Source organism: Arthrobacter sp. K410C (assembly GCF_059090105.1).
The window spans coordinates 494,914-514,222 of record NZ_JBNHFJ010000001.1; the positions used below are offsets into that span (position 1 = coordinate 494,914).

General features: G+C 66.8%; 18 protein-coding genes and 1 tRNA gene. 8 read left to right on the plus strand and 11 right to left on the minus strand.

Annotated features, from left to right (window positions below; genetic code table 11):
* Positions 1-3: 3 nt before the first annotated feature.
* Positions 4-978, minus strand: coding sequence for a LysR family transcriptional regulator (locus tag AC5RU7_RS02345; protein ID WP_494050914.1), 975 nt, complete (start codon positions 976-978; stop codon positions 4-6).
* 102 nt (positions 979-1,080) lie between these two features.
* Between AC5RU7_RS02345 and AC5RU7_RS02350 the strand changes: the two genes are divergently transcribed.
* Both AC5RU7_RS02350 and AC5RU7_RS02355 read left to right on the plus strand, forming a co-directional pair.
* Positions 1,081-2,322, plus strand: a complete 1,242-nt coding sequence (locus tag AC5RU7_RS02350; RefSeq protein WP_494050915.1) for an MFS transporter — start codon at positions 1,081-1,083, stop codon at positions 2,320-2,322.
* A 158-nt stretch (positions 2,323-2,480) separates the two neighbouring features.
* Positions 2,481-2,984 carry an Lrp/AsnC family transcriptional regulator gene (locus AC5RU7_RS02355; protein WP_009356995.1) on the plus strand — a complete coding sequence of 168 codons (504 nt, stop codon included), beginning with the start codon at positions 2,481-2,483 and terminating at the stop codon, positions 2,982-2,984.
* Positions 2,985-2,996: 12 nt separating this feature from the next.
* Here the strand turns inward: AC5RU7_RS02355 and AC5RU7_RS02360 are convergent, their stop codons facing one another.
* Positions 2,997-4,247, minus strand: coding sequence for an MFS transporter (locus tag AC5RU7_RS02360; protein WP_494050916.1), 1,251 nt, complete (start codon positions 4,245-4,247; stop codon positions 2,997-2,999).
* A 169-nt stretch (positions 4,248-4,416) separates the two neighbouring features.
* Here AC5RU7_RS02360 and AC5RU7_RS02365 point away from each other — a divergent pair, with 169 nt between their 5' ends.
* The 3 genes from AC5RU7_RS02365 to corA all read left to right on the plus strand — a co-directional run bounded on the left by AC5RU7_RS02365 (position 4,417) and on the right by corA (position 6,424).
* A complete protein-coding gene (locus AC5RU7_RS02365) occupies positions 4,417-4,896 on the plus strand; it encodes an Lrp/AsnC family transcriptional regulator (RefSeq protein ID WP_494050917.1) in 480 nt (159 codons plus the stop codon).
* Positions 4,897-4,968: 72 nt separating this feature from the next.
* Entirely contained in the window at positions 4,969-5,394 is a 426-nt protein-coding gene (locus tag AC5RU7_RS02370; RefSeq protein ID WP_494050918.1) for a DUF1761 domain-containing protein, read from the plus strand.
* A gap of 34 nt (positions 5,395-5,428) precedes the next feature.
* Positions 5,429-6,424 (plus strand): magnesium/cobalt transporter CorA, encoded by a 996-nt coding sequence (gene corA, locus AC5RU7_RS02375; RefSeq protein WP_494008850.1) that lies wholly within the window; start codon positions 5,429-5,431, stop codon positions 6,422-6,424.
* A gap of 172 nt (positions 6,425-6,596) precedes the next feature.
* Here corA and AC5RU7_RS02380 read toward each other — a convergent pair.
* The 4 genes from AC5RU7_RS02380 to galU form a co-directional block, all read right to left on the minus strand.
* Positions 6,597-6,669, minus strand: a tRNA-Ala gene (locus AC5RU7_RS02380).
* Positions 6,670-6,799: 130 nt separating this feature from the next.
* A complete protein-coding gene (locus AC5RU7_RS02385) occupies positions 6,800-7,711 on the minus strand; it encodes a hypothetical protein (RefSeq protein WP_494051345.1) in 912 nt (303 codons plus the stop codon).
* A 105-nt stretch (positions 7,712-7,816) separates the two neighbouring features.
* Positions 7,817-8,437 (minus strand): GNAT family N-acetyltransferase, encoded by a 621-nt coding sequence (locus AC5RU7_RS02390; protein WP_494050919.1) that lies wholly within the window; start codon positions 8,435-8,437, stop codon positions 7,817-7,819.
* Between the two features lie 5 nt (positions 8,438-8,442).
* On the minus strand, positions 8,443-9,348 hold the full coding sequence (gene galU, locus AC5RU7_RS02395; RefSeq protein WP_494050920.1) for a UTP--glucose-1-phosphate uridylyltransferase GalU: 906 nt from the start codon (positions 9,346-9,348) through the stop codon (positions 8,443-8,445).
* A gap of 107 nt (positions 9,349-9,455) precedes the next feature.
* On the opposite strand from galU, the gene AC5RU7_RS02400 reads away from it, so the two are divergent.
* From AC5RU7_RS02400 to AC5RU7_RS02410, 3 genes are all read left to right on the plus strand, one after another.
* Positions 9,456-10,076, plus strand: a complete 621-nt coding sequence (locus AC5RU7_RS02400; RefSeq protein WP_494050921.1) for a 5-formyltetrahydrofolate cyclo-ligase — start codon at positions 9,456-9,458, stop codon at positions 10,074-10,076.
* Positions 10,077-10,190: 114 nt separating this feature from the next.
* Complete coding sequence (locus AC5RU7_RS02405) at positions 10,191-10,469, plus strand: FmdB family zinc ribbon protein (RefSeq protein ID WP_494008854.1); 279 nt, start codon at positions 10,191-10,193, stop codon at positions 10,467-10,469.
* Positions 10,470-10,574: 105 nt separating this feature from the next.
* The gene (locus AC5RU7_RS02410; RefSeq protein WP_494050922.1) at positions 10,575-11,309 is read left to right on the plus strand and encodes an RcpC/CpaB family pilus assembly protein; all 735 of its coding nucleotides are present in this window, start codon (positions 10,575-10,577) and stop codon (positions 11,307-11,309) included.
* A 41-nt stretch (positions 11,310-11,350) separates the two neighbouring features.
* Here the strand turns inward: AC5RU7_RS02410 and AC5RU7_RS02415 are convergent, their stop codons facing one another.
* The 5 genes from AC5RU7_RS02415 to AC5RU7_RS02435 form a co-directional block, all read right to left on the minus strand.
* A complete protein-coding gene (locus AC5RU7_RS02415; protein WP_494050923.1) occupies positions 11,351-15,538 on the minus strand; it encodes an AAA family ATPase in 4,188 nt (1,395 codons plus the stop codon).
* A 128-nt stretch (positions 15,539-15,666) separates the two neighbouring features.
* Positions 15,667-17,256, minus strand: a complete 1,590-nt coding sequence (gene guaA / locus AC5RU7_RS02420; protein ID WP_494050924.1) for a glutamine-hydrolyzing GMP synthase — start codon at positions 17,254-17,256, stop codon at positions 15,667-15,669.
* Positions 17,257-17,356: 100 nt separating this feature from the next.
* Entirely contained in the window at positions 17,357-17,869 is a 513-nt protein-coding gene (locus tag AC5RU7_RS02425) for a DUF3817 domain-containing protein (RefSeq protein WP_494050925.1), read from the minus strand.
* Positions 17,866-18,735 (minus strand): SURF1 family protein, encoded by an 870-nt coding sequence (locus AC5RU7_RS02430; RefSeq protein ID WP_494050926.1) that lies wholly within the window; start codon positions 18,733-18,735, stop codon positions 17,866-17,868. The genes AC5RU7_RS02425 and AC5RU7_RS02430 overlap by 4 nt, the downstream gene beginning before the upstream one ends.
* Before the next feature lie 73 nt (positions 18,736-18,808).
* A complete protein-coding gene (locus AC5RU7_RS02435) occupies positions 18,809-19,297 on the minus strand; it encodes a PTS sugar transporter subunit IIA (protein ID WP_494008860.1) in 489 nt (162 codons plus the stop codon).
* Positions 19,298-19,309 lie beyond the last annotated feature (12 nt).

Sequence of the window (19,309 nt, forward strand, 5' to 3'; positions counted from 1 at the left end):
CGCTCAGCGGATACGCTGCCTGGCCAGTCCTGCCAGCAAGTGGGGTCCCTCACCAACCACCATGTCCCGGAAAAGCCGCACCGGCACTGGTTCGGCGCCGGCTTTCCTGCGGCGCCAGCTCAGGCCCACTTCCCTGAAGGCCAGCGGTGAGTCGAGTGGAACCTCCGTCCAGCCAAGGTTTCCGGTCTCCGGGCTGACGGTCCTGCCGGGCGCATCCCCTCCCGGTGGCAGGATGCTCACGCCCAGCCCAGCGGACACCAGCCCCCGGACGGTATGCGAATCCTGGCTTTCAAAGGCTATGCGCGGCCGGTACCCTGCCTCGCGGAACAGTGCATCCGTCAGGGAACGCATGCCGTACCCCGGCTCGAGTGCCACAAAGGGTTCCGTCCTGATGTCAGCCAGCGCCGCCGACCCCCGGCCGGCGAGCTGATGGCTGTGATGCACCACCAGGCGCAGCGGTTCCCGGTACAGCGGCGCGGACTGCAGGTTCGTGCCGTCCGCTCCCACCGGCGCCGTGAGTGCCAGGTCTGCCTCCCCGGCCGCCAGCTCCTCCAGGCAGGAATTCCGCGAACCCTGGCTCAGGGTAAAGACCGCGCCGGGATGCCGGCTCCGGAAGGCACTGATCAGCAGCGGCAGGGTGGCCTCGCCGAAGGTGTGCTGGAACGCCACGGAGATCCTGCCCCGGACCACCGACGATTCCTCGCGTACCAGGTCCAGTCCGGTCTGGAATTCGCTGAGTGCCTGCTCGATGTAAGGCAGGAGCGTCCGGGCTGCCGGGGTGAGCCGGACTCCCCTGCCGTCCCTCACCAGCAGTTCCGTGCCGACGGCGGCGCTGGCCCGTGCCAGTGCCCTGCTCACCGTGGACTGGGGCACTCCGAGAAGTTCGGCTGTTTCAGTGACGTGCTCCGTCCTGCCCAGCTCGGCGAGCACAGGCAGGAGGGGAAGAAGCTGCGCCAGCTGCCTGTGGTCTGTCTGCATGTCCTGGCTCCTCGCTGTGCCGTGCTTCAATCCGCTTCTGCTATCAGTTCTTCACAAATTATGCATTGGAGGCATGTATAGGCCCGGGCCTAGGCTAACGGAATGGCCTGTGAAGAAAGGGTGACCGGCAACCAATCGCCGCCCCGCTGGGACGGGCACGCCAAGGGATCCCGGGCCTACGGCCGGATCCTGGCCGGATTGTCCTTCGCCGGGGTGGCCACCTTTGCCCAGCTCTACTCCACCCAGGCCGTCCTGCCCCTGCTCGCGGCTGACCTGCACATCACCGCGGCCGAGGCTGCGCTTACCATCTCGCTGGCCACCGTGGGACTCGCCGTCACGGTGATCCCGTGGTCCTTCCTGGCCGACCGGATCGGACGGGTCAAGGCCATGACCTGGGGCATTTCGATCGCCACTGTCCTCGGCCTGCTGGTGCCGCTGTCCACGAGCTTCGGGATGCTGCTTGCCTTGCGGCTGCTGGAAGGCATGGCTCTCGGCGGAATCCCCGCCATCGCGATCGCCTACCTCAACGAGGAAGTGACCAAAGCGCACGCGGCGCTGGCGGCAGGCAGCTACGTCGCGGGCACCACCCTCGGCGGGCTTGCCGGCCGGCTCGTGGCAGGACCGGCCGGTGAGCTGTGGGGCTGGCGTGCTGCCGCTCTGGCCGTTTCCATCCTGGCCACCCTCGCCGCCGTCGCCTTCCTGGTCCTGGTGCCGGGGGCACGGGGCTTCGTCTCCTCACCGGGGGCAGGACTCGGCAGCGCATTCCGGACCCTCGGCGGGCACCTGCGCAACATCCGGCTGCTCGCCCTGTACGTCCAGGCGTTCCTGATGATGGGCGGTTTCGTCGCCGTCTACAACTACCTGGGCTTCCGGCTGTCCGGCGCGCCCTTCAGCCTGCCTGCCACGCTGATCAGCCTCATCTTCCTGGCCTACCTCTCCGGAACCGTGTCCTCACGCTGGGCCGCCGGGCTGACCACACGGTTTGGGCGGCGGAACGTCCTACTGGCCGGGCTGGCCCTTTCGACGGCGGGACTTGCCCTGACGCTTGTTCCCTACCTTCCGCTGATCCTGGCGGGCCTGGTTGTGTTCACGGGCGGTTTTTTCGCCGCGCACAGCATCGGCGCCGGCTGGACCGGAGCGATCGCCAGCACGGGCCGTGCGCAGGCAGCATCCCTGTACAACCTCGCCTACTACCTGGGGTCAAGCATCATCGGGTGGGCCGGCGGACTCGTTTTCCAGTCCTTCGGCTGGGTGGCCCTGGCGGCAGGGGTGATGGTCCTTGCCTGCCTGACCGGGGCGGCCGTCGCCGTCGTGCATCCGCGGACGCAAGGTGCAGGCGCCTGACCGGCTGGGACGGGCCCCTACGGCTCTACGGGCAGCGAATTAACTGCTCCGGCTGGAGGCAGTGTCGGTGCTGATATTCGGCGGGACCCGCGGCCAGGGGCGTCTTGGCGCAGATACAGCGGTCTAGGATGAATGCAGGACCGTTGGAAGGAACAGCAGTGACCACGAATCCCAGGAACATCAGGCCGGGAGCGCACCTGGAGCCGCTGGATGCTATTGACGAGCGGCTGCTCGAAGCCCTGGTGAACGACGCCAGGATCTCCAACAAGCAGCTTGCCGAACTGGTGGGGATCGCCCCTTCCACCGCCCTGATGCGGACCCGCGCGTTGTCCGAACGGGGCATCGTGCAGGGCTACGAGGCGAAGCTCAACCTCTCTGCCATCGGCCGGTCCGTCCAGGCACTTGTTGCCGTGCGGCTCCGCGCCCACGACCGCGACCAGATCGACCGTTTCACGTCCCGCGTTCCGCATCTGCCGGCTGTGCTGTCCACGTTCCACACCTCAGGCTCCGTGGACTACCTGCTGCACATCGCCGTCGGCAGCACCGAGGACCTCCGGGACTGGGTGCTGGACAACCTTGCCACGGACCCGGTGGTGGGGCATACCGAGACCACCCTGGTGTTCGAACACATCCAGGGCAACCACGGGCCGCTCCCGGAGTAGCGGCTTACCGGCCTAGCCGGACCGGCCGTGCCGCCGAACCGCCCGGACCAGCGTCAGGACGGCCAACGCAAGCGCGGCCGTACCGCAAACAAGGACGAAGCCGGCCACGGCAGCTTCCTGCCCGGCAAGTCCGGCCAACCAGCCAAGGCCAAGGACCGGGACGGCGCTGCCTAAGTAGGTGATGACGTAGACCGTGCTGACAGTTTGGGCGTGACGGGCCGGCTCCACCATGGCGGCAACCTCATTGAATGTGGTCCTGAAGGCCAGTCCCTGCCCGGCACCGGCAAAGACGGCAGCAACCACGAGCAGCAGCGGGCTGTGCCAAGCGCCCGCGGCCCCCAGCAGGAAGACGGATCCGCCGAGGACTGCCAGCCCTATAGGGATTGTGTAGCGTCCGCGGAGGGTCAGCACCTGGCTTAGTGCGGAGGCTCCAAGCGGCAGGGCGGCCAGCAGGCCGATCAACGGCCGGGATTGTGTGTCCAGCACCTGGGCGAAGTAGCCGGGCGCCAGGGAAAGGCAGAAACCGAATACTGCGAAACTGAGGAAGCCCACGGCCGATGCAAGCCAGAAAGCGCCCCTGGCGTTCCGCGGCACGGCGAGGGGCCGCGGCGCCAGCGCCTGCAGGGGCCGGGACACTGCCGGAAGCATGATGGCCGGCCGTGCCCGGATCAGGTAGAGCGGCACCAGGAGCGCCGCGAGGACCACCGAGTACACGGTGTAGGGGGCGGTGGTGGCACCGGGCAGCAGGGACAGCAGCCCGCCCAGAACAGGGCCGGCCGCTACTCCGCCGGCAGAGGCCAGCAGCGTGAAACGTGACGCCCACTCCGGACGCGAGGGCAGCAGCTCGCGCAGGGCGGCAGCACTGGCACCCGTGGCGAGTGCCACGGCAATGCCCTGCAGGGCCCGTCCCGTGCAGAGGGCGGCGAGCGTGTCCGCACCCGCGAACACCCAGCCGCCAGCCAACCCGGTCAGCACGGCAAGCAGCAGCGCAGCGCGGCGTCCGATGTGGTCGGACCAGTGCCCGGCCAGCATCAGGGTGGCCACCAGCGAAAGGACGTAGCTGGCGAACGCAGCGGACACATCCAGCGAGCTGAGTCCCAGCTCCGCCTGCAGGAGTGGATACAGCGGCGTAGCGAGATTGGCGCCCACCAGCAGGACGAAAATGACGGCGCCTGCCATCACAAGCCGTGCCGTGGTGGACGCGTCCCACCCGGCAGATGTGGCAGGGGCCGGGCGCATCCGGAGTTCGCTGAAGACCGTCATGGTGCCGCCTTTGGTTCTGCCGCGGCAGGTGGTCCTTGTGGGAGCCCGGCGCGGAGTGGATATGCGATGGTTCCAGATTGGGGTATTACTGCTCGATTGGTGCGAAATCAGTGACAGGATTGAGCAGGATCATCAAAAGTTCTGTACCGCTGTGATGGAGAGTGACCATTTGAACAATCTGGACCCCACTGACCTCAGGATCCTGCTGGCACTGATCCGGGACCCCCGTATCCAGATCGGCGATTTGAGCGAATTGGTGGGCGTGGCCCGCAACACCGCCCAGTCCCGGGTCCGCCGGCTGATCCGTGCGGGTGTGCTGCGCCCGGGCGGCCGGGAAGTGGATCTTGAGGCCGTGGGCTATGATGTGGTGGCTTTTGTGACCATTGAGGTCTCGCACCGTGAACTGGATGGTGTGGTCGCCGCGCTGCGGCTGATCCCCCAGGTCCTGGAAGTCCATGAAATTTCCGGACGCGGCGACGTTTGGTGCCGGGTGGTGGCCACGGACACCCACAACCTGCAGGCATCGCTGCGGCAGGTCCTCCGCATCAAGGGCGTCATCCGGACCGAAACGGTGCTGGCGCTGCACACCCATATTCCCTACCGGACCGAGCCCCTCATTAGCGGCCTCACCAAGTCGACGGGCGGCTGATACCGGATCCGCTGCGGCGCCTCGGGACCTGCCTCCCCTTCCGGCCGGCTCCGGACGGCTAGGATTTCTTGAATGGATTGGCTCTCTTACGTCTCACAGATCAACTGGCTCGCGGTCTTGCTGGCTTTCGTGGCCAGCATGGCCATTGGCTTCATGTGGTACATGCCGGCCGTCCTGGGCAACCGGTGGATGGCCGCCATCGGCAAGACCGAGGAGGATCTGAAGAACATCGGTGGCGGAGCAGGAATCTGGCTCCCCATGATGCTGGCTTCGGCGCTGACCGTCATCCTCCTGGCCGTCCTCATCAGCAAGCTGGGGCTGGATAGTGCCCTGGCAGGAGCCTGGTTCGCGCTGGTGTTGGGACTTGTCTTCCGTGCCGGAGGCCATGTGATCCACAACGGTTTTGCAGGCCGCCCGGCTGCAGTGACAGTGATCGACGCCGGCCATGACCTGGTGGCGATGGCCGTGTCCGGCGCCATTATCGGAGCGATGTCCTGACCATCGTGAGCACGTACAGCGAAGGCACCTGCGCATGACCATCATCGACAATGCCGTCTACGTTGACGGCGTCCGCCATGCCGAGCCGGAAAACCTGGAGCAGACATTCGAGACGCTGGCGCACCACGGCGGGATGGCGTGGATTGGGCTGTACCGTCCCACCAAGGTTGAGATGGCCGCCGTGGCCGCGGAGTTCGGGCTCCACGCCCTCGCGGTGGAGGATGCCATCTCAGCCCACCAGCGCCCTAAGTTGGAGCGCTACGGGGACAACCTCTTTACCGTCCTCCGGCCGGCACGCTACCTGGACGCCAGTGAAACAGTGGAATTCGGGGAACTCCACATCTTCACGGGAAAGAACTTCGTGGTCACCGTGCGGCATGCCGAGACGGCCGGTGTGGCCCGCGTAAGGAAACGGCTCGAAGGCAGGCCTGACCTTCTCCGGCACGGCCCTGAAGCGGTGCTGTACGCCCTCCTGGACGCAGTGGTTGACGATTATGCCCCGGTAGTCGCAGGGCTTGAGAATGACATCGACGAGATCGAGGACCAGCTCTTCAGCGGCGATTCCACCGTCTCCCGCCGGATTTACGAACTGGCCCGGGAAGTGATCCAGTTCCAGCGCGCCATCCATCCCTTGCCGGACATGATGCACCAGCTCAAGCGGGGCTTCGCGAAGTACGGTGTGGAAAGCGAGCTCCAGCACAGCCTGCGCGACGTGGAGGACCACGTTGAACGGGTGATCTCCCGGGCAGACTCGTTCCGGGACCTGCTGCAGAATGCCCTGACGCTTGACGGCACCCTGACGGCCAACCGCCAGAATGAGGCCAGCGCCGCGCAGAACGAGCAGGTCAAGAAGATTTCCTCCTGGGCCGCCATCTTGTTTGCGCCCTCGTTCGTGGCCGGGATCTACGGCATGAACTTCGACTACATGCCCGAGCTGCACTGGGCCTTTGGCTACCCGATGGCGATCGGCCTCATGGCGGCGGTGGGGGTGGGAATGTATGGCATCTTCAAAAAGAAGGGCTGGCTGTAGGGTCCTGGCCATCCCGCCTCCCGAGAGAACTGGCAATTACTGGCCATCAAAGGGCGCGGCACAGGGTGGACTGGCAGATCCGGGATTCCAAAGAAGAACACCTCGGTCCGAAGACCGGGGTGTTACCGAGGACAGAACCATCCCAGAAGGACGACCCCACTCCTCACATTTGTGGAGCTAAGGGGATTCGAACCCCTGACCTCTTCGATGCGAACGAAGCGCTCTACCAACTGAGCTATAGCCCCGGAACGGCCACTTGGTGCAGGTGCTGGACCGGTGACCCTAGGCTACAAATTTTCCCGTCCCAATGCCAATCCGCACCCTGGTGAGGGGCAGCAGCACCCCGGATGCCGCCGTCGTACCGCCCGCCAAGGTTTATGCGCGGCGGCGCTGCAGGACGTCGTCGAGGTTGCTCAGTGCGCTCTGTGCCTTGCTGAGCTGCTGGGCTTCTGCAGCCGGTGCAGCAGCGGCAGGCGTCCCTGCTGCACCCTGCTTCAGGGACGGCTTGCCCACTGCCTTCGGCGCGGCCGGCAGCTCAAGCGGCTCAGGCTCTGGGCGTTCGGCCTTGGCGGCATCAACGTATACAGGCTTCGGAACCTCTACCGGCTCCCAGGGGGTACCGGCGGGAGTCCCCGATGCCGCCGCAGCCGCACTCGGATCACCCGCCGCAACGGCAACGGCCAGGGCTGCCTCGCGAAGTTCCTGGGCTGTCAGCTGCTGGACCTTCGGCTGGTGGGCCTCGGCGTCAAAGAGCGGGCTTTCCCGGGGAGCGGGGGCCGACTCCGGCTTCGGCGGAATCCTTTCGGATACGTGTCTAACCGGCGGTGCGCTCATAGCCGAGCGAAAAGCCGCGTTGACCTTGGCCTTGCGGTCGCGGACAGCCAGCCAGCGCAGGATGGCGACGGACACCGCCGTCAGTGCCGCACAGGCCAGCGGCAGGAAAGGTGAGCCGAGGCCAAAAGGCAGCAGAATTGCGGAAACCAGTGACGTCATCAAAGACAGGAGTCCGGCAAGCGCCAGTGCGGTCCGGCCGTAACGGATCCGGAGGCGGCCGGCGGGTGCCGGGCCGGCAGGCTTGGCGGAGGGTCCGGCGCTCTTCCTGGCTTCCATGGGCTTCTCCTGCTGGGCGGCGACGTTCAGTACCAGACCGGCTGGCTGATCCGGTCTTTCCTCGGCTGGGGCGTCTGCCAGAAAATCACCGGCGGGCTGGAACTGGTGCCGGCGGTTCCGGAGGACGTAGGGGGCAACCCACACAATCCAGAGCACGACGGCAACCACAAGGATCACTGAGCTGCTAAGGGGGAAGTCCACACTCAAAACCGTATGAGCATCAGGCCTCCTGCTGCGGCATTAGCCGCGGTGTGTCGCAGGCCGGGGAGCAAATGAGTGGATTTATGACGGCCTGGTGGCGAGCCAGCGTGTCAACAGGCCTTCCGGGACCTCTTCCGATGTCAGGGCGAACGACCGGTGGTCGGCCCATTCGCCGTTGATGTGGAGGTAGCGGGGCCGGTAGCCCTCGTCCCGGAAGCCCAGCTTCTCCACCACCCGCAGGCTGGGCGCATTTTCAGGCCGGATGTTGATTTCCATCCGGTGCAGCCCCAGGGTCTGGAAGCAGTGGTCGGTCACCAGGGCCACTGCAGTGGGGGCGATTCCGCGCCCGGCCCTGGCCTGGTCCACCCAATATCCCAGGGTGGCCATCATCGCCGACCCCCACACGATGGAGGAGACCGTCAACTGGCCGATGATTGGCGGATTTCGCAGCCCCGGAGTTCTCTCCGTGATCACGAAGGGCAGGGCGGTGGCCTGGGCGGCCTGCGTATTCAACGAACGGACCATCTGCCGGTAGTCCGGAAGGCCTGCGCGCGGGTCCGGGTTGGACGCCTCCCACGGTGCAAGCCAGTCGCTGTTGCGGGACCTGACCTCCGTCCACTCCTTTTTGTCCCGGTACCTGATGGGCCGCAGGACCAGGTCGCCGCACTCCAGGGTTACGGGCCAGATGGGGCCGAATCGCACAGCTGCTACTTGGACAGGCCGTCGGTGAACCCCGGCAGCCACTCCCGCAGGCCCGGGCCGAGGTCCTCGCTGTCGATGGCGAGCTGCAGGCATGCCTTGAGGTAGCTGAGCTTGTCGCCCGTATCGTAGCGGCGTCCCCGGAACACAACACCGTAAACGCCGCGGCCTTCGCCGCTCCCGGTGGCGAGCTCCTGCAGTGCGTCCGTCAGCTGGATCTCTCCGCCGCGTCCGGGGCCGGTGCGCTCCAGAACTTCGAAGACGGACGGATGCAGGACGTAGCGGCCAATAACAGCAAGGTTTGACGGCGCTTCATCAGCGGACGGCTTCTCGACCAGCCCGTTGACCCGCACAAAGCTTTCGCCGTCGATGTCCTGGATGTCCGCACAGCCGTAGGAGCTGATCTGTGACGGTTCCACCTCGATGAGGGCGACCACAGACCCGCCGGTCTTGGCCTGGACATCGATCATGGTGCTGAGCAGTTCGTCACGGGCATCAATGAGGTCATCCCCCAGCAGCACGGCGAAGGCTTCATCGCCAACGTGCTGCTTGGCCCGGAGGACGGCGTGGCCCAGCCCATTGGGATCGCCCTGGCGCACGTAATGGATGTCGCCAAGGTTGCTGGCCGCCTGGATGGACGCCAGTTTCTCAGTGTCCCCTTTGTCGGCAAGCGTTGACTCCAAGGCCGGGACCCGGTCAAAGTGGTCCTCCAGAGCCCGCTTGTTACGTCCCGTGATCATCAGAACGTCATTCAGCCCCACCTGCACGGCTTCCTCCACCACATACTGGATGGCAGGCTTGTCCACCACAGGCAGCATTTCCTTGGGCATAGCCTTGGTGGCAGGAAGGAACCTGGTGCCCAGACCGGCAGCGGGGATGACGGCTTTGCGGACTCTCGGGTTACGGGTACTCACCGGACTAATCTAACGTCAGCGTCAAGCATTCAGTAATCAACGGACCGGCGGGCAGCCGCGCCGGAACCGGCGTACCAACCCCCCAGCACGGGTAATAAGGAGACACAATGACCCAACAGCAAGCCACCGCCAAGGACGACATCCGGACAGCCCACCGCCGGCGAAGGGCAGCACTGACCCCTGAAGAACTGGAAGCCGCCGGCGCTGCCCTGGCCATGCATGGTGCCGCCTGGGCCGAATCCATGTCCGGCGGAAGGCCGGCGACGTTCTGCGTGTATCTCGGTACTGGCGTCGAGCCGCCCACGCTGCCCCTCATCGCCGCCCTCCACGGCAACGGCCACAAGGTCCTGCTCCCCGTTTGCGAGCCGGGCCGTGAGTTGAGCTGGGTTATCTGGGGCCCGGACAGCACCCTGGAACGCAGCAGGTACGCACCCATCATGGAACCGGTTGGGCCCCGCCACGGACCGGATGTTGCCGGCGAGGCCACAGCACTGTTCATCCCTGCTACCGCCGTGGATCTCGACGGCAACAGGGTGGGCCAGGGCGGCGGCTACTACGACAAGTTCCTGGGCCACCTTGCCACCGCCGGGAAGGAAATCCCGCTGGCCGCTGTTATCTATGACGATGAACTCCTCCCGGCGGGCCGGATTCCTGCCGAGGAGTTCGACCGTCCTGTTCCCGCCGTCCTTGTCCCGTCGGGGCTTAGGCCGTTGGGCAAGATCGCATAAGTCAGGCGGGTGGCCGCAACGGGATGATAGAATTAGCACTCAGGCCCTGCGACTGCTAATGGATTACCAGGTGGCAGCACGGGACCTCTCGTTTGCCCAAGAGGAGGAGCACCAGTGCCAACATATGCTTACGCCTGCAAGGATTGCGGCCACGCCTTCGACATCGTCCAGTCGTTCTCGGACAGCTCACTGACGTCGTGCCCGGAATGCCAGGGCGCGCTGCGCAAGAAGTTCAACAGCGTGGGTGTCGTGTTCAAGGGCTCCGGCTTCTACCGGACCGATTCCCGGGACTCCAAGGGCAACACCGTCTCCGCAGCGCCGGCTTCTTCCACGCCTGCTCCGGCAGCGGCACCTTCCGCTCCCGCTCCGGCAGCTGCGGCTGCCGCCAGCTGATTCCGGCTTCCGCCGTTACGACGGCGGCCCTGCACCGATGGGACATTGTCCACATAGGTGCGGGGCCGCTGTCTTTTGCATATTTGGGGCGCCTAGCGTGGCGGCATGCCTGCTCATCCCTTCCGTGCCCGCCGGGAAGCTTCCGGATTCCTTCGACGTCCCGGCCGGCCGGTTCCCTCCGGCCGCTCCATTGCCCGTCCCAATGCCAGGTTTGGCGGCTGGCTGAGCCGCAACCGCCGACTTGCCATTGCCCTGTTGCTGTGTGCAGCGGCGGCACTCACCGTCCACCAGCTCACGCCGGCACCGGTCCACACCGTCACCGCACTGGCCGCCGCCCGGGACCTGCCTGCCGGGTCTGCCCTTGCGGCCACTGACCTTTCCGCGATCCAGGTTCCTCCGGGCATGCTCGCGGACGGCGTCCTGCGCGAACCCGGCGAAGCGTCCGGCAGGCAGCTGGCTGCCCCGCTGCGCAAGGGCCAGCTGCTGGCGGATGCCCAGCTGCTGGGGCCCGGCCTCCTCACCGGCAGTCCTGCCGGCTCAGCTGCAGTGCCCCTTCGGATGGCGGACCCGTCGTCCATCCAGTTGGTTTCCCCCGGGCAGCTGGTGAACGTGGTGCTGACCGGGGGGAACGGTTTCGACCAGCAAACACCGTCCGAAGTCCTGGCCGCGGCGGTGCCCGTGCTGTGGACCTCGGCAACCGGCGGGCAGGGCGGGCAATGGCTTGGCACGCAGGAGACTGACGGCCTGATCGTCGTGGCCGCCAACGCGGAACAGGCGGCCCGGCTGGCCGGTGCCTCCACGCAAGGCAAGCTGTTCTTTGTCCTGGTCGGACCGCCGTAACCGGCTGCCTCCTTCAGGCGGCGCCGGGGCCTACGAAGGTGTCACCCCCAGTGCGGCGGCTTCTGTTCCTTCAGCCATGCGTCATGGTCATCGTCACGGTCGCCCCACGCCCGCGGATCATCCTCGGCAGCCCGGGCGGGCAGGATGCCCTCCGCCGGCTTCTGGCCGGCACGGGCGGCCGACGCAGGCGCTTCCGCTGTCTCGTCACCGTCTGCGGGCGGCGCTTCGCTGTTGGTGCTGTTGGTCTTCTCGTCGCTGCCCACCGGGGCCGCCTCCTTGCTGTCCTGCCGGTCCGCGGCGGCTGCCTGATGACCGGCACGTACTGCGTTGCCGGCCCGCCGTCCGGAAGCCGGGCCCGGGAAACGCGTAACGTTCGATGCCGGAGCGGACTCCGCCACGGCATCAATATCATTCAGCGCCTGGTCGACGTCGTCGTCAAGGAATCCGGGCGAAGCCACCCGTCCCGGAAGTACAATCTTTTCCAGTCCGAGGTACTTGGCGATCCGGTCTGCACAGGCGGACGGATCGGTGAAAACCTCGATGGTCCACAAGGGCATGTACCGCCAGCCAAGCCGTTCGAGCAGCTGGGGACGCAGCCTGCTCCGCTCCCGGACACTCATGGTGCGGTACTGTTCCGTGCCGTCGGACTCGATAGCCACCGGCCAGGGAAGATCGGCGTCGTCCTGGCCCATGGTGTTCAGCGGATCGGCGGCGGCCACCACGTCGATGGCGCCGTCGTACTGGTGCCAGACCCGCGCACCGCGTGCCCGCAGCCGGTCGCCCAGGTCCGCCACGAGCGGGTCGGCGCCGAGCGCCTGTTCGCTGGCGGCAGCGCGGGACGCGGGCGTACCGAGATCCGTGTTGCCCGAGATTTCCCGGTCCAGCAGGGCATACAGGTCCACTGCCCCGTGCGTGAGCCGGGTGTGGTCCAGGTCCTCGGGCCGGAAGCACGTCAGAACGTGCATCGAGCGCCGGGCGCGGGTCATCGCGAGGGCGAACTTTTCCCGCCCTCCCTCGGCGGACAGCGGCCCGAAGCTGTGCAGGGCGCGCCCATGCGGTGTCCGGCCGAAGCCCGGTGAGAAAATGACGTGGTCGCGCACCAGGCCCTGGGCCCGCTCAAGGTCCACCACCCGGAACGACTCCGGGCCCGCGCCGAAGAACCCGGCGAGTCCGGGGTGGTTGGGCAGCTGGAGCCTGATGGCCTCACCGATCCGGGCAGCGTGGCGAAGGCTGGCGGTCACCACGGCCAGCGAGGTGCGCGGGCGCAGGCGGGCGTGTTCGAAGACCAGCTCCACCACCCGGTTGACCTCGGCCACCACGGATTCAACACCTTCATGGTCGGCGCTGGGCAGCCCGGTTCCGTCCGGCAGGTACTCCACCAGCAGGGACCGGTCCAGCCCCGTGGCCGACTGTCCCTCCGGCAGCCGGCGGAGCCCGCCGTCGTAGAAGTTCTTGCTCAGCTGCAGGACCAGGTCCTCGTCCACCGCTCGGTAAACGAAGTTTAGCCGCCACACCGGCAGCACGGCGGACAGCGCGGTGAAGGCACTCTCCACCCGCTGATGCGCTGATTCACCGGGCGCCAGCCGCTCCACACCCACTGTGAAGGTGCGCGGGCTGGCGATGCGGGCGTCACCGAAGGCAATCACCTGGCGTGCGCGCGCAATGGAGGGAAGTACCGCCTGCAGCGAGGTGGCTTCGGCGTCGAGGATGACCACGGCGTCGAAATGTTGCTCTGCCGGTAGCAGCCCGGTCATCAGGTACGGGCTGACGGACCACACGGGCACCAGGGTACCGATCAGGTCCGGGGCCTGGGCGGTCAGCGCCGGCAGCGACACGCGGCCGTCTTTGAGCAGGCTGCGCAGGAGGTCGGCCTGGCGGGGCTGCCCGGCGATCGCGGCGCGCCAGCGCTCGGCAAGGTCCCAGCGGAGCCGGGCCGCCCCGCTGGCTATGTGCGCATTGTCCGCGAGCCGGTACTCGGCTTCGAGCTGCCGGAGGGCGTCGCCGTCGGACATCGCCAGGTAGTCGTCACCGCTGATCATCGCCTCAAGCGCAGACTGCCACCAGGCGAGCTCCAGCTCGGCGGCGACGGAAGCGGCGGGTACTTCCCGCTCGGCCAGGTCAGCCAAAAGCTCCCCCAGCCCGTGCTCACGCATGTTTTCCACCAGCAGCGTTCGTTCCGGCAGGGTCTTGAGCGTGTCCGTATCCGCCACCAGCCGCTCAAGGCGGTCCATGAGTTCCCCGTACCGGACCGTGGAGAGCGAACCGCCCGCCTCGGTATGCTTCAGGGCCTCTCCCAGCTGGGTGAGCTCTCGGTCCAGTTCCCGGTACATGGCGTTCATCTCGGCAAGCCCGGACGGAACAGCCGGGTGCCGCTGGGTGGTGGCGTAGCCTGCCCACAGGGCCCGCTGTTCCTGAACCAGGACCAGGGAGCTGTGCAGGTCGGCGATGTGGACGCCGGGCCGGACGTATTCCTTGGCGACCCTGCGCAGCCTGGACCGCTGCATGGAGGTCATCTCGATGCCGCGTTCCCGCCGCCAGGCGGAAGGGGCGGTGGCGGAGATGAGGTCGGTCACCGGCCGGTCGAAGATGTCCGGGGTGAACTTGTCCAGGCTGCCGCGGACTGCCACCAGCAGTTCCAGCTGCTCGCCCCATTCGGCGAAGGATTCACCGACGCGGATCTCGGCGTGCTCTGCCACGGCATTCATGCGCTCCCGCAGGGCAGGCAGGCTCTTCGCCACGGAACGGACCAGCTCCTGGGCTTCCTCGGTTTCCTTCCGGGTGAGGAGCCGTGCCCCATGCCAGGGGCTGGTGGTTGCGGCCTTGCTGAAGCTGCCCAGTTCCGCCGCACGGCGCAGCCTTCCGGCCAGTTCGTCACGGTCGCGGATGCTGTCCAGGACGCTCCGCTTGAGCCGGACCGTGGTGGCCGGGGCGGGGTGGATGGAAGTCAGTTCCGCCAGCGACTGCATGGCTTGGTAAGGCGAGCATCCCCACCGCTGCCGGACATTGTGCAGCGAGGCCACGTGGTCCATCAGCGCGTGGCGGTGCTCGGTCAGGGTGGCGTGGAGGTTGCCGAGCTGTGGTTCCAGCGACTTCTCGTTGCGGACGATGGCCCGGACCAGCTGGCCTTTCAGCTGCTGCGCGGTGACGTTCCCGGAGAGCTGGAACAGGATGGATTCAAGGCCCAGGGACTCCAGCTGGCCGGACACCTCGTTGAGGCTGGCGCGGCGGTCACCCACTACCAGGACGGTCTTGCCGGCATCCACCAGGGCGCCGATGGTGTTGATGGCCGTCTGCGTCTGCCCTGTGCCCGGCGGGCTGCTGACCACCAGGGAATCACCGGCGCGCGCAGCATCAATGACGTACTGCTGGTCCGTGTCCGCATCCAGCAGGAGCAGCTCGTCCTGGGGGTGCCGGCTGTCCAGTGGCGGGAAACGGGACGGATCCGGTTCCGCCACGTCCACCACTTCTCCTCCGGCTGCGGTAGCCAGGGCAGACACGATGGGATTGGAATCGTTGATCCAGGGGTCGTCCAGGTTGCCGGACAGGTCCGCGAAGGTGGACACGAGCAGGTTGTGCTGGGCCTCGGCGCCATGGATGGGCCGGATCAGGGTGCCCAGCCGGTCCAGTACAGGCTGCGGGTCGAAGCGGGCGGTGCTGTAGGCCAGCCGGGTGACGGCGTTGACGTCGAACACGATGCCGTGGATGGTCTTCAGGTGCCGGACCAATGCCGGGTTGATGTGCGCCTGCTCCGTCAGCTGGAGCTCGTAGTCGTCTTCGCCCGGTCGGACGGTCAGGGAAATCGCGGTGAGCATGACGGGCGCCGAGATACGCTGCGGCTTGCCGCCGACGGCGGACGTCCACACCACCGTGCCGGCCGAGAGGTAGCCGGCGTCGATCCCGCGGTCGTTGGCGAGTTCGAAAATCTTGGAGCGGATGTTGCGTGAGGCCCGCGCCGCCACGAGGTACTGCTGCCGGTCCCGGATCAGGGTGGACAGGCGGGTGCGGCGCCCGGCCATGAGCTGGGCAAGACCGGACGGGTGCGCGTGGGTCAGGTCAATGGAGCCCTCAGGGGTCTTGGTGAAGCGCAGCATCGTGTCTGCACCCGTGACGGGTTTGAGCCCGGACAGCCATTTGCGAAGCTCTTCCGAGCCTTCCGGGTGGCCTTGACCAACTGACACTACTGCCTTCTTTTCTGCGCTTGCGCGTGACGCCCTGGACCATACCGGCATACGTTCGAGCGTAGCCGCTCCGGCGCCGGACTCGAGAGACCGCAACACTGGAGTGCCCGAAATTGCGGAGATTTGATCCGGAAACAGGAGTGGCCGGCCTCCGTATCGGAGGCCGGCCACTCAGAACGCTATTCCCATTCGATGGTTCCCGGCGGCTTGCTGGTGACGTCCAGCACCACGCGGTTGACGCCGTCCACCTCGTTGGTGATCCGGTTCGAAATCCTGGCCAGGAGGTCGTACGGGAGCCGCGACCAGTCAGCGGTCATGGCGTCCTCGGAGGAGACAGGGCGGAGCACGATGGGGTGGCCGTAGGTGCGGCCGTCACCCATGACGCCCACGCTGCGGACATCGGCCAGCAGGACCACGGGCATCTGCCATACGTCGTTGTCCAGCCCGGCAGCGGTCAGCTCGGCCCGGGCAATGGCGTCGGCCTTGCGCAGCAGGTCCAGGCGCTCCTTGGTGACTTGGCCGACGATCCGGATGCCCAGGCCTGGTCCGGGGAACGGCTGGCGGCCCACGATCTCCTGCGGCAGCCCAAGCTGGGCGCCGACGGCGCGGACCTCGTCCTTGAACAGTGCCCGGAGCGGCTCGACGAGTTCGAACTGCAGGTCCTCGGGAAGCCCGCCCACGTTGTGGTGGCTCTTGATGTTCGCCGCACCTTCGCCGCCGCCGGATTCGACGACGTCCGGATACAGTGTGCCCTGGACCAGGAACTTGATCTTCTCGCCGTGTGCCGCGGCCTCGGCGATGATGGCCAGCTCGGCCTCTTCGAAGGCGCGGATGAACTCGCGGCCGATGATCTTGCGCTTGGTTTCGGGATCGCTGACGCCGGCGAGGGCGGACAGGAAGCGCTCCTGCTCGTTGGCGACGTAGAGCTTCACGCCGGTGGCGGCAACGAAGTCCCGTTCCACCTGTTCGGCTTCGCCTTCACGCAGCAGGCCGTGGTCCACGAAGACACAGGTGAGCTGGTCACCCACGGCGCGCTGCACCAGGGCAGCGGCGACGGCTGAGTCCACGCCTCCGGAGAGGCCGCAGATCACGCGGGCGTCCCCCACCTGCTGGCGGATGCGCTCCACCTGTTCCTCGACAATGTTGCCGGTGGTCCAGTTGGCTTCGATCTTGGCGCAGTTGAACAGGAAGTTCTCAAGCACCTGCTGGCCATAGGCGGAGTGCTTGACCTCGGGGTGCCACTGCACGCCGAACAGGCCCTTTTCCTCGTTGGCGAAGGCAGCCACTTCGGCGCCCGCCGTCGTCGCCAGCACCTCGAACCCCTCCGGGGCCAGGTGGACGGAGTCACCGTGGCTCATCCAGGTCTTCTGGTGCTGGGGCATGCCCTCCAGGACGGAGCGTCCCTCGCCAAGGATGGTGGTTTCCGTGGAGCCGTACTCCCGCAGGCCGGTCTTGTCCACCTTGCCGCCCAGGGCGTTCGCCATGGCCTGGAAGCCGTAGCAGATGCCGAAGACCGGCACACCGGCCTCGAAGAGGTCGGCACCTACGGTCGGGGCGCCGTCGGCGTAGACGCTGGAGGGCCCGCCGGAAAGGATGATGGCGGCCGGATTCTTGGCGAGGAGCTGCTCGGTGGAGTAGGTATGCGGAACCACTTCCGAATACACGTTTGCTTCCCGGACGCGGCGTGCAATCAGCTGCGCGTACTGGGCACCGTAGTCAACTACCAGCACCGGCTTCTGGGAAGTCTGGGATGCAGTGGGAGTAGTCACCGTAATAGCCTACTTTGCGCCGTTGCACCGGCGCACCTTGAGAGGCGGTGCTGTGACGGAGCAGACGTCCGACGGCGGGCGGTGGCCCGGGTGCCAGGGACTAGTACCGCTGCGGTGCCTGCGGGTTGGCGGCCAGCTCGGCCTCCACCTCGGCGTGGAACTTCTTCTCCACGATGAAGGACAGGAACGGGATGACGCCGCCGAGGGCGAGCAGGATCAGCTTGAGGAACGGCCAGCGCATGAGCGACCAGAGCCGGAAGTTGGACATCAGGTACACCACGTACATCCAGCCGTGCACGATCAGGACGGTGACGGACAGGTTGACCCCGTCCAGCACGCCCGGAGGCTCGGCGTCGGCGAACCCGAAGCCGAAGGGCTGCCCAGTCGCGGCGTTGGTGCCGCCGGCGAACAGGTATTGGCCGAAGCCGTACCGGGCGATCAGTTCGGCGCAGAGCAGGAGCAGCATGGCGCCTGTGAGGTAGGCCAGCACCTTGTAGAACTTCAGGGCCGAGCGGATCTGCGCCTCGGTGCCCCCAAAGCGCCGCTTCTTGCCTGCGGCCTTGCCGGCTGTGTTGCCGCCTTCTGCGGAGGTGGCGGGTTTCGGTTCAATCATGGCTGTACCTTTTGCTGGGTCGGTTCCGGGTGCTGGTTCTGGTCAGGCTTTTGCCCGGGATCCGGGCCGGCCTCGTGGTGTTCATCGTCAAGGCCCTCTTCCAGGTCCCGGTGGTAGTCGTCCTTGACCAGCCGCCACCAGATGAACAGGGCGAACCCGGCGAAGACCACCCATTCGAGGGAGTAGAAGAGGTTGAGCCAGTTGATCTGCTGCCCGGGCGGCTGCGGCCCGATCTCCAGGGGCAGCAGGTCGCCGGGCACGCCGGCCGGGCTGACATCCGCTCCCCCTGCCACTTCGGCGGTGGCGGCCACGAAGCCCGGGTAGCTGCTGATCTCCCAGTAGTTGATGAGTTCGGCCACGGAGACGGCGGTTGCCTGGCCCGGCTGCGGCGCCGTTTTGGCGAGGGGGGCCTCGGACGGCAGGAGCCGCCCGGTCAGTTCAACAGCGCCTGACGGCGGCGCTGGCGCGTCGGCGGGGTCGGCCACCCATCCGCGGGCCACGGGGATCCAGGTTTGCGGCGAGGCCGCAGCGCCGGTCAGCGCCGGGGCGCCGTCGACGGCGAAGGCGGCAACCACCCAGTAGCCGGTTCGGCCTTCGTGCAGGCGGCCCGGGACCAGGACCTGCTTGTCCGGGTCGTAGCTGCCCCGCGCGCTGACCATCTGGTCGGCGTCGGTACCGTGGAAAAACTCGCCCGGCTGGAGGGTATCGGTCAGCGGCTGGACCTGTTCGGTGGCAGGGTTGACCGGGGCCTCGGGCTGCGTGGAGCGCCCGAACTGCCACTGGCTCAGCAGCACGAAGACCCCGGAAATGGCGATCGCAAAAACAAATCCAGCGATCCAGCGGGGTTTAAGGGCAGTTTTCCACACGTGTTAACCGTACTTCGTACCTTTGTAGAACAGCTAAACGCCGACGCCGGCGGCATCTGCGGCGGGCACCGGATCAGTGGTCGAAAAAGACCAGGCTGGAGTTGATCAGTTCGGAAATGATGTCGGCGTCGTAGGCGCGCCGCAGGGATTCGCGGAACGATTCCTTGGACAGGGACCTGGCCAGGGTCGCCAGGACTTCAAGGTGGTCGGAGAAGGAGCTGGCGGGGGTGGCAATCAGAAGGATCAGCGTTGCGGGGCCGTCGGCTGCACCGAAGTCCAAGGCGGAGCCGTATTTGGCGACGCCCACCGCAATGGACGTGCGGGTCACGAACTCGCTGCGCGCGTGCGGCAGGCCGATTCCACCCGGAAGTCCGGTGGCCAGCTGGTGCTCGCGGGCGTTAACGTGCTGCAGGAACCCCTCAAGGTTCGAGACGCGCCCGGCGGCGTAGAGCCGTTCCGCGAGCTGGGTTGCGGCGTCGGCCTTGTCCGATGCCTCCATCTCCAGGATCACCATCTCGGGGGTGGTGAGGTCCGCATCATACGGGTCAAGTGCTTCCGCCAAGGCGTTTCCCTT

What these genes read in the sequence shown, in the direction of transcription:
- AC5RU7_RS02345 (WP_494050914.1), bottom strand. Translation starts at nt 978, where the DNA reads ATGCAGACAGACCACAGGCAGCTGGCGCAGCTTCTTCCCCTCCTGCCT.
- AC5RU7_RS02350 (WP_494050915.1), top strand. Translation starts at nt 1,081, where the DNA reads ATGGCCTGTGAAGAAAGGGTGACCGGCAACCAATCGCCGCCCCGCTGG.
- AC5RU7_RS02410 (WP_494050922.1), top strand. Translation starts at nt 10,575, where the DNA reads ATGCCTGCTCATCCCTTCCGTGCCCGCCGGGAAGCTTCCGGATTCCTT.
- AC5RU7_RS02425 (WP_494050925.1), bottom strand. Translation starts at nt 17,869, where the DNA reads ATGATTGAACCGAAACCCGCCACCTCCGCAGAAGGCGGCAACACAGCC.
- AC5RU7_RS02400 (WP_494050921.1), top strand. Translation starts at nt 9,456, where the DNA reads ATGACCCAACAGCAAGCCACCGCCAAGGACGACATCCGGACAGCCCAC.
- corA (WP_494008850.1), top strand. Translation starts at nt 5,429, where the DNA reads ATGACCATCATCGACAATGCCGTCTACGTTGACGGCGTCCGCCATGCC.
- AC5RU7_RS02415 (WP_494050923.1), bottom strand. Translation starts at nt 15,538, where the DNA reads ATGCCGGTATGGTCCAGGGCGTCACGCGCAAGCGCAGAAAAGAAGGCA.
- AC5RU7_RS02370 (WP_494050918.1), top strand. Translation starts at nt 4,969, where the DNA reads ATGGATTGGCTCTCTTACGTCTCACAGATCAACTGGCTCGCGGTCTTG.
- AC5RU7_RS02360 (WP_494050916.1), bottom strand. Translation starts at nt 4,247, where the DNA reads ATGACGGTCTTCAGCGAACTCCGGATGCGCCCGGCCCCTGCCACATCT.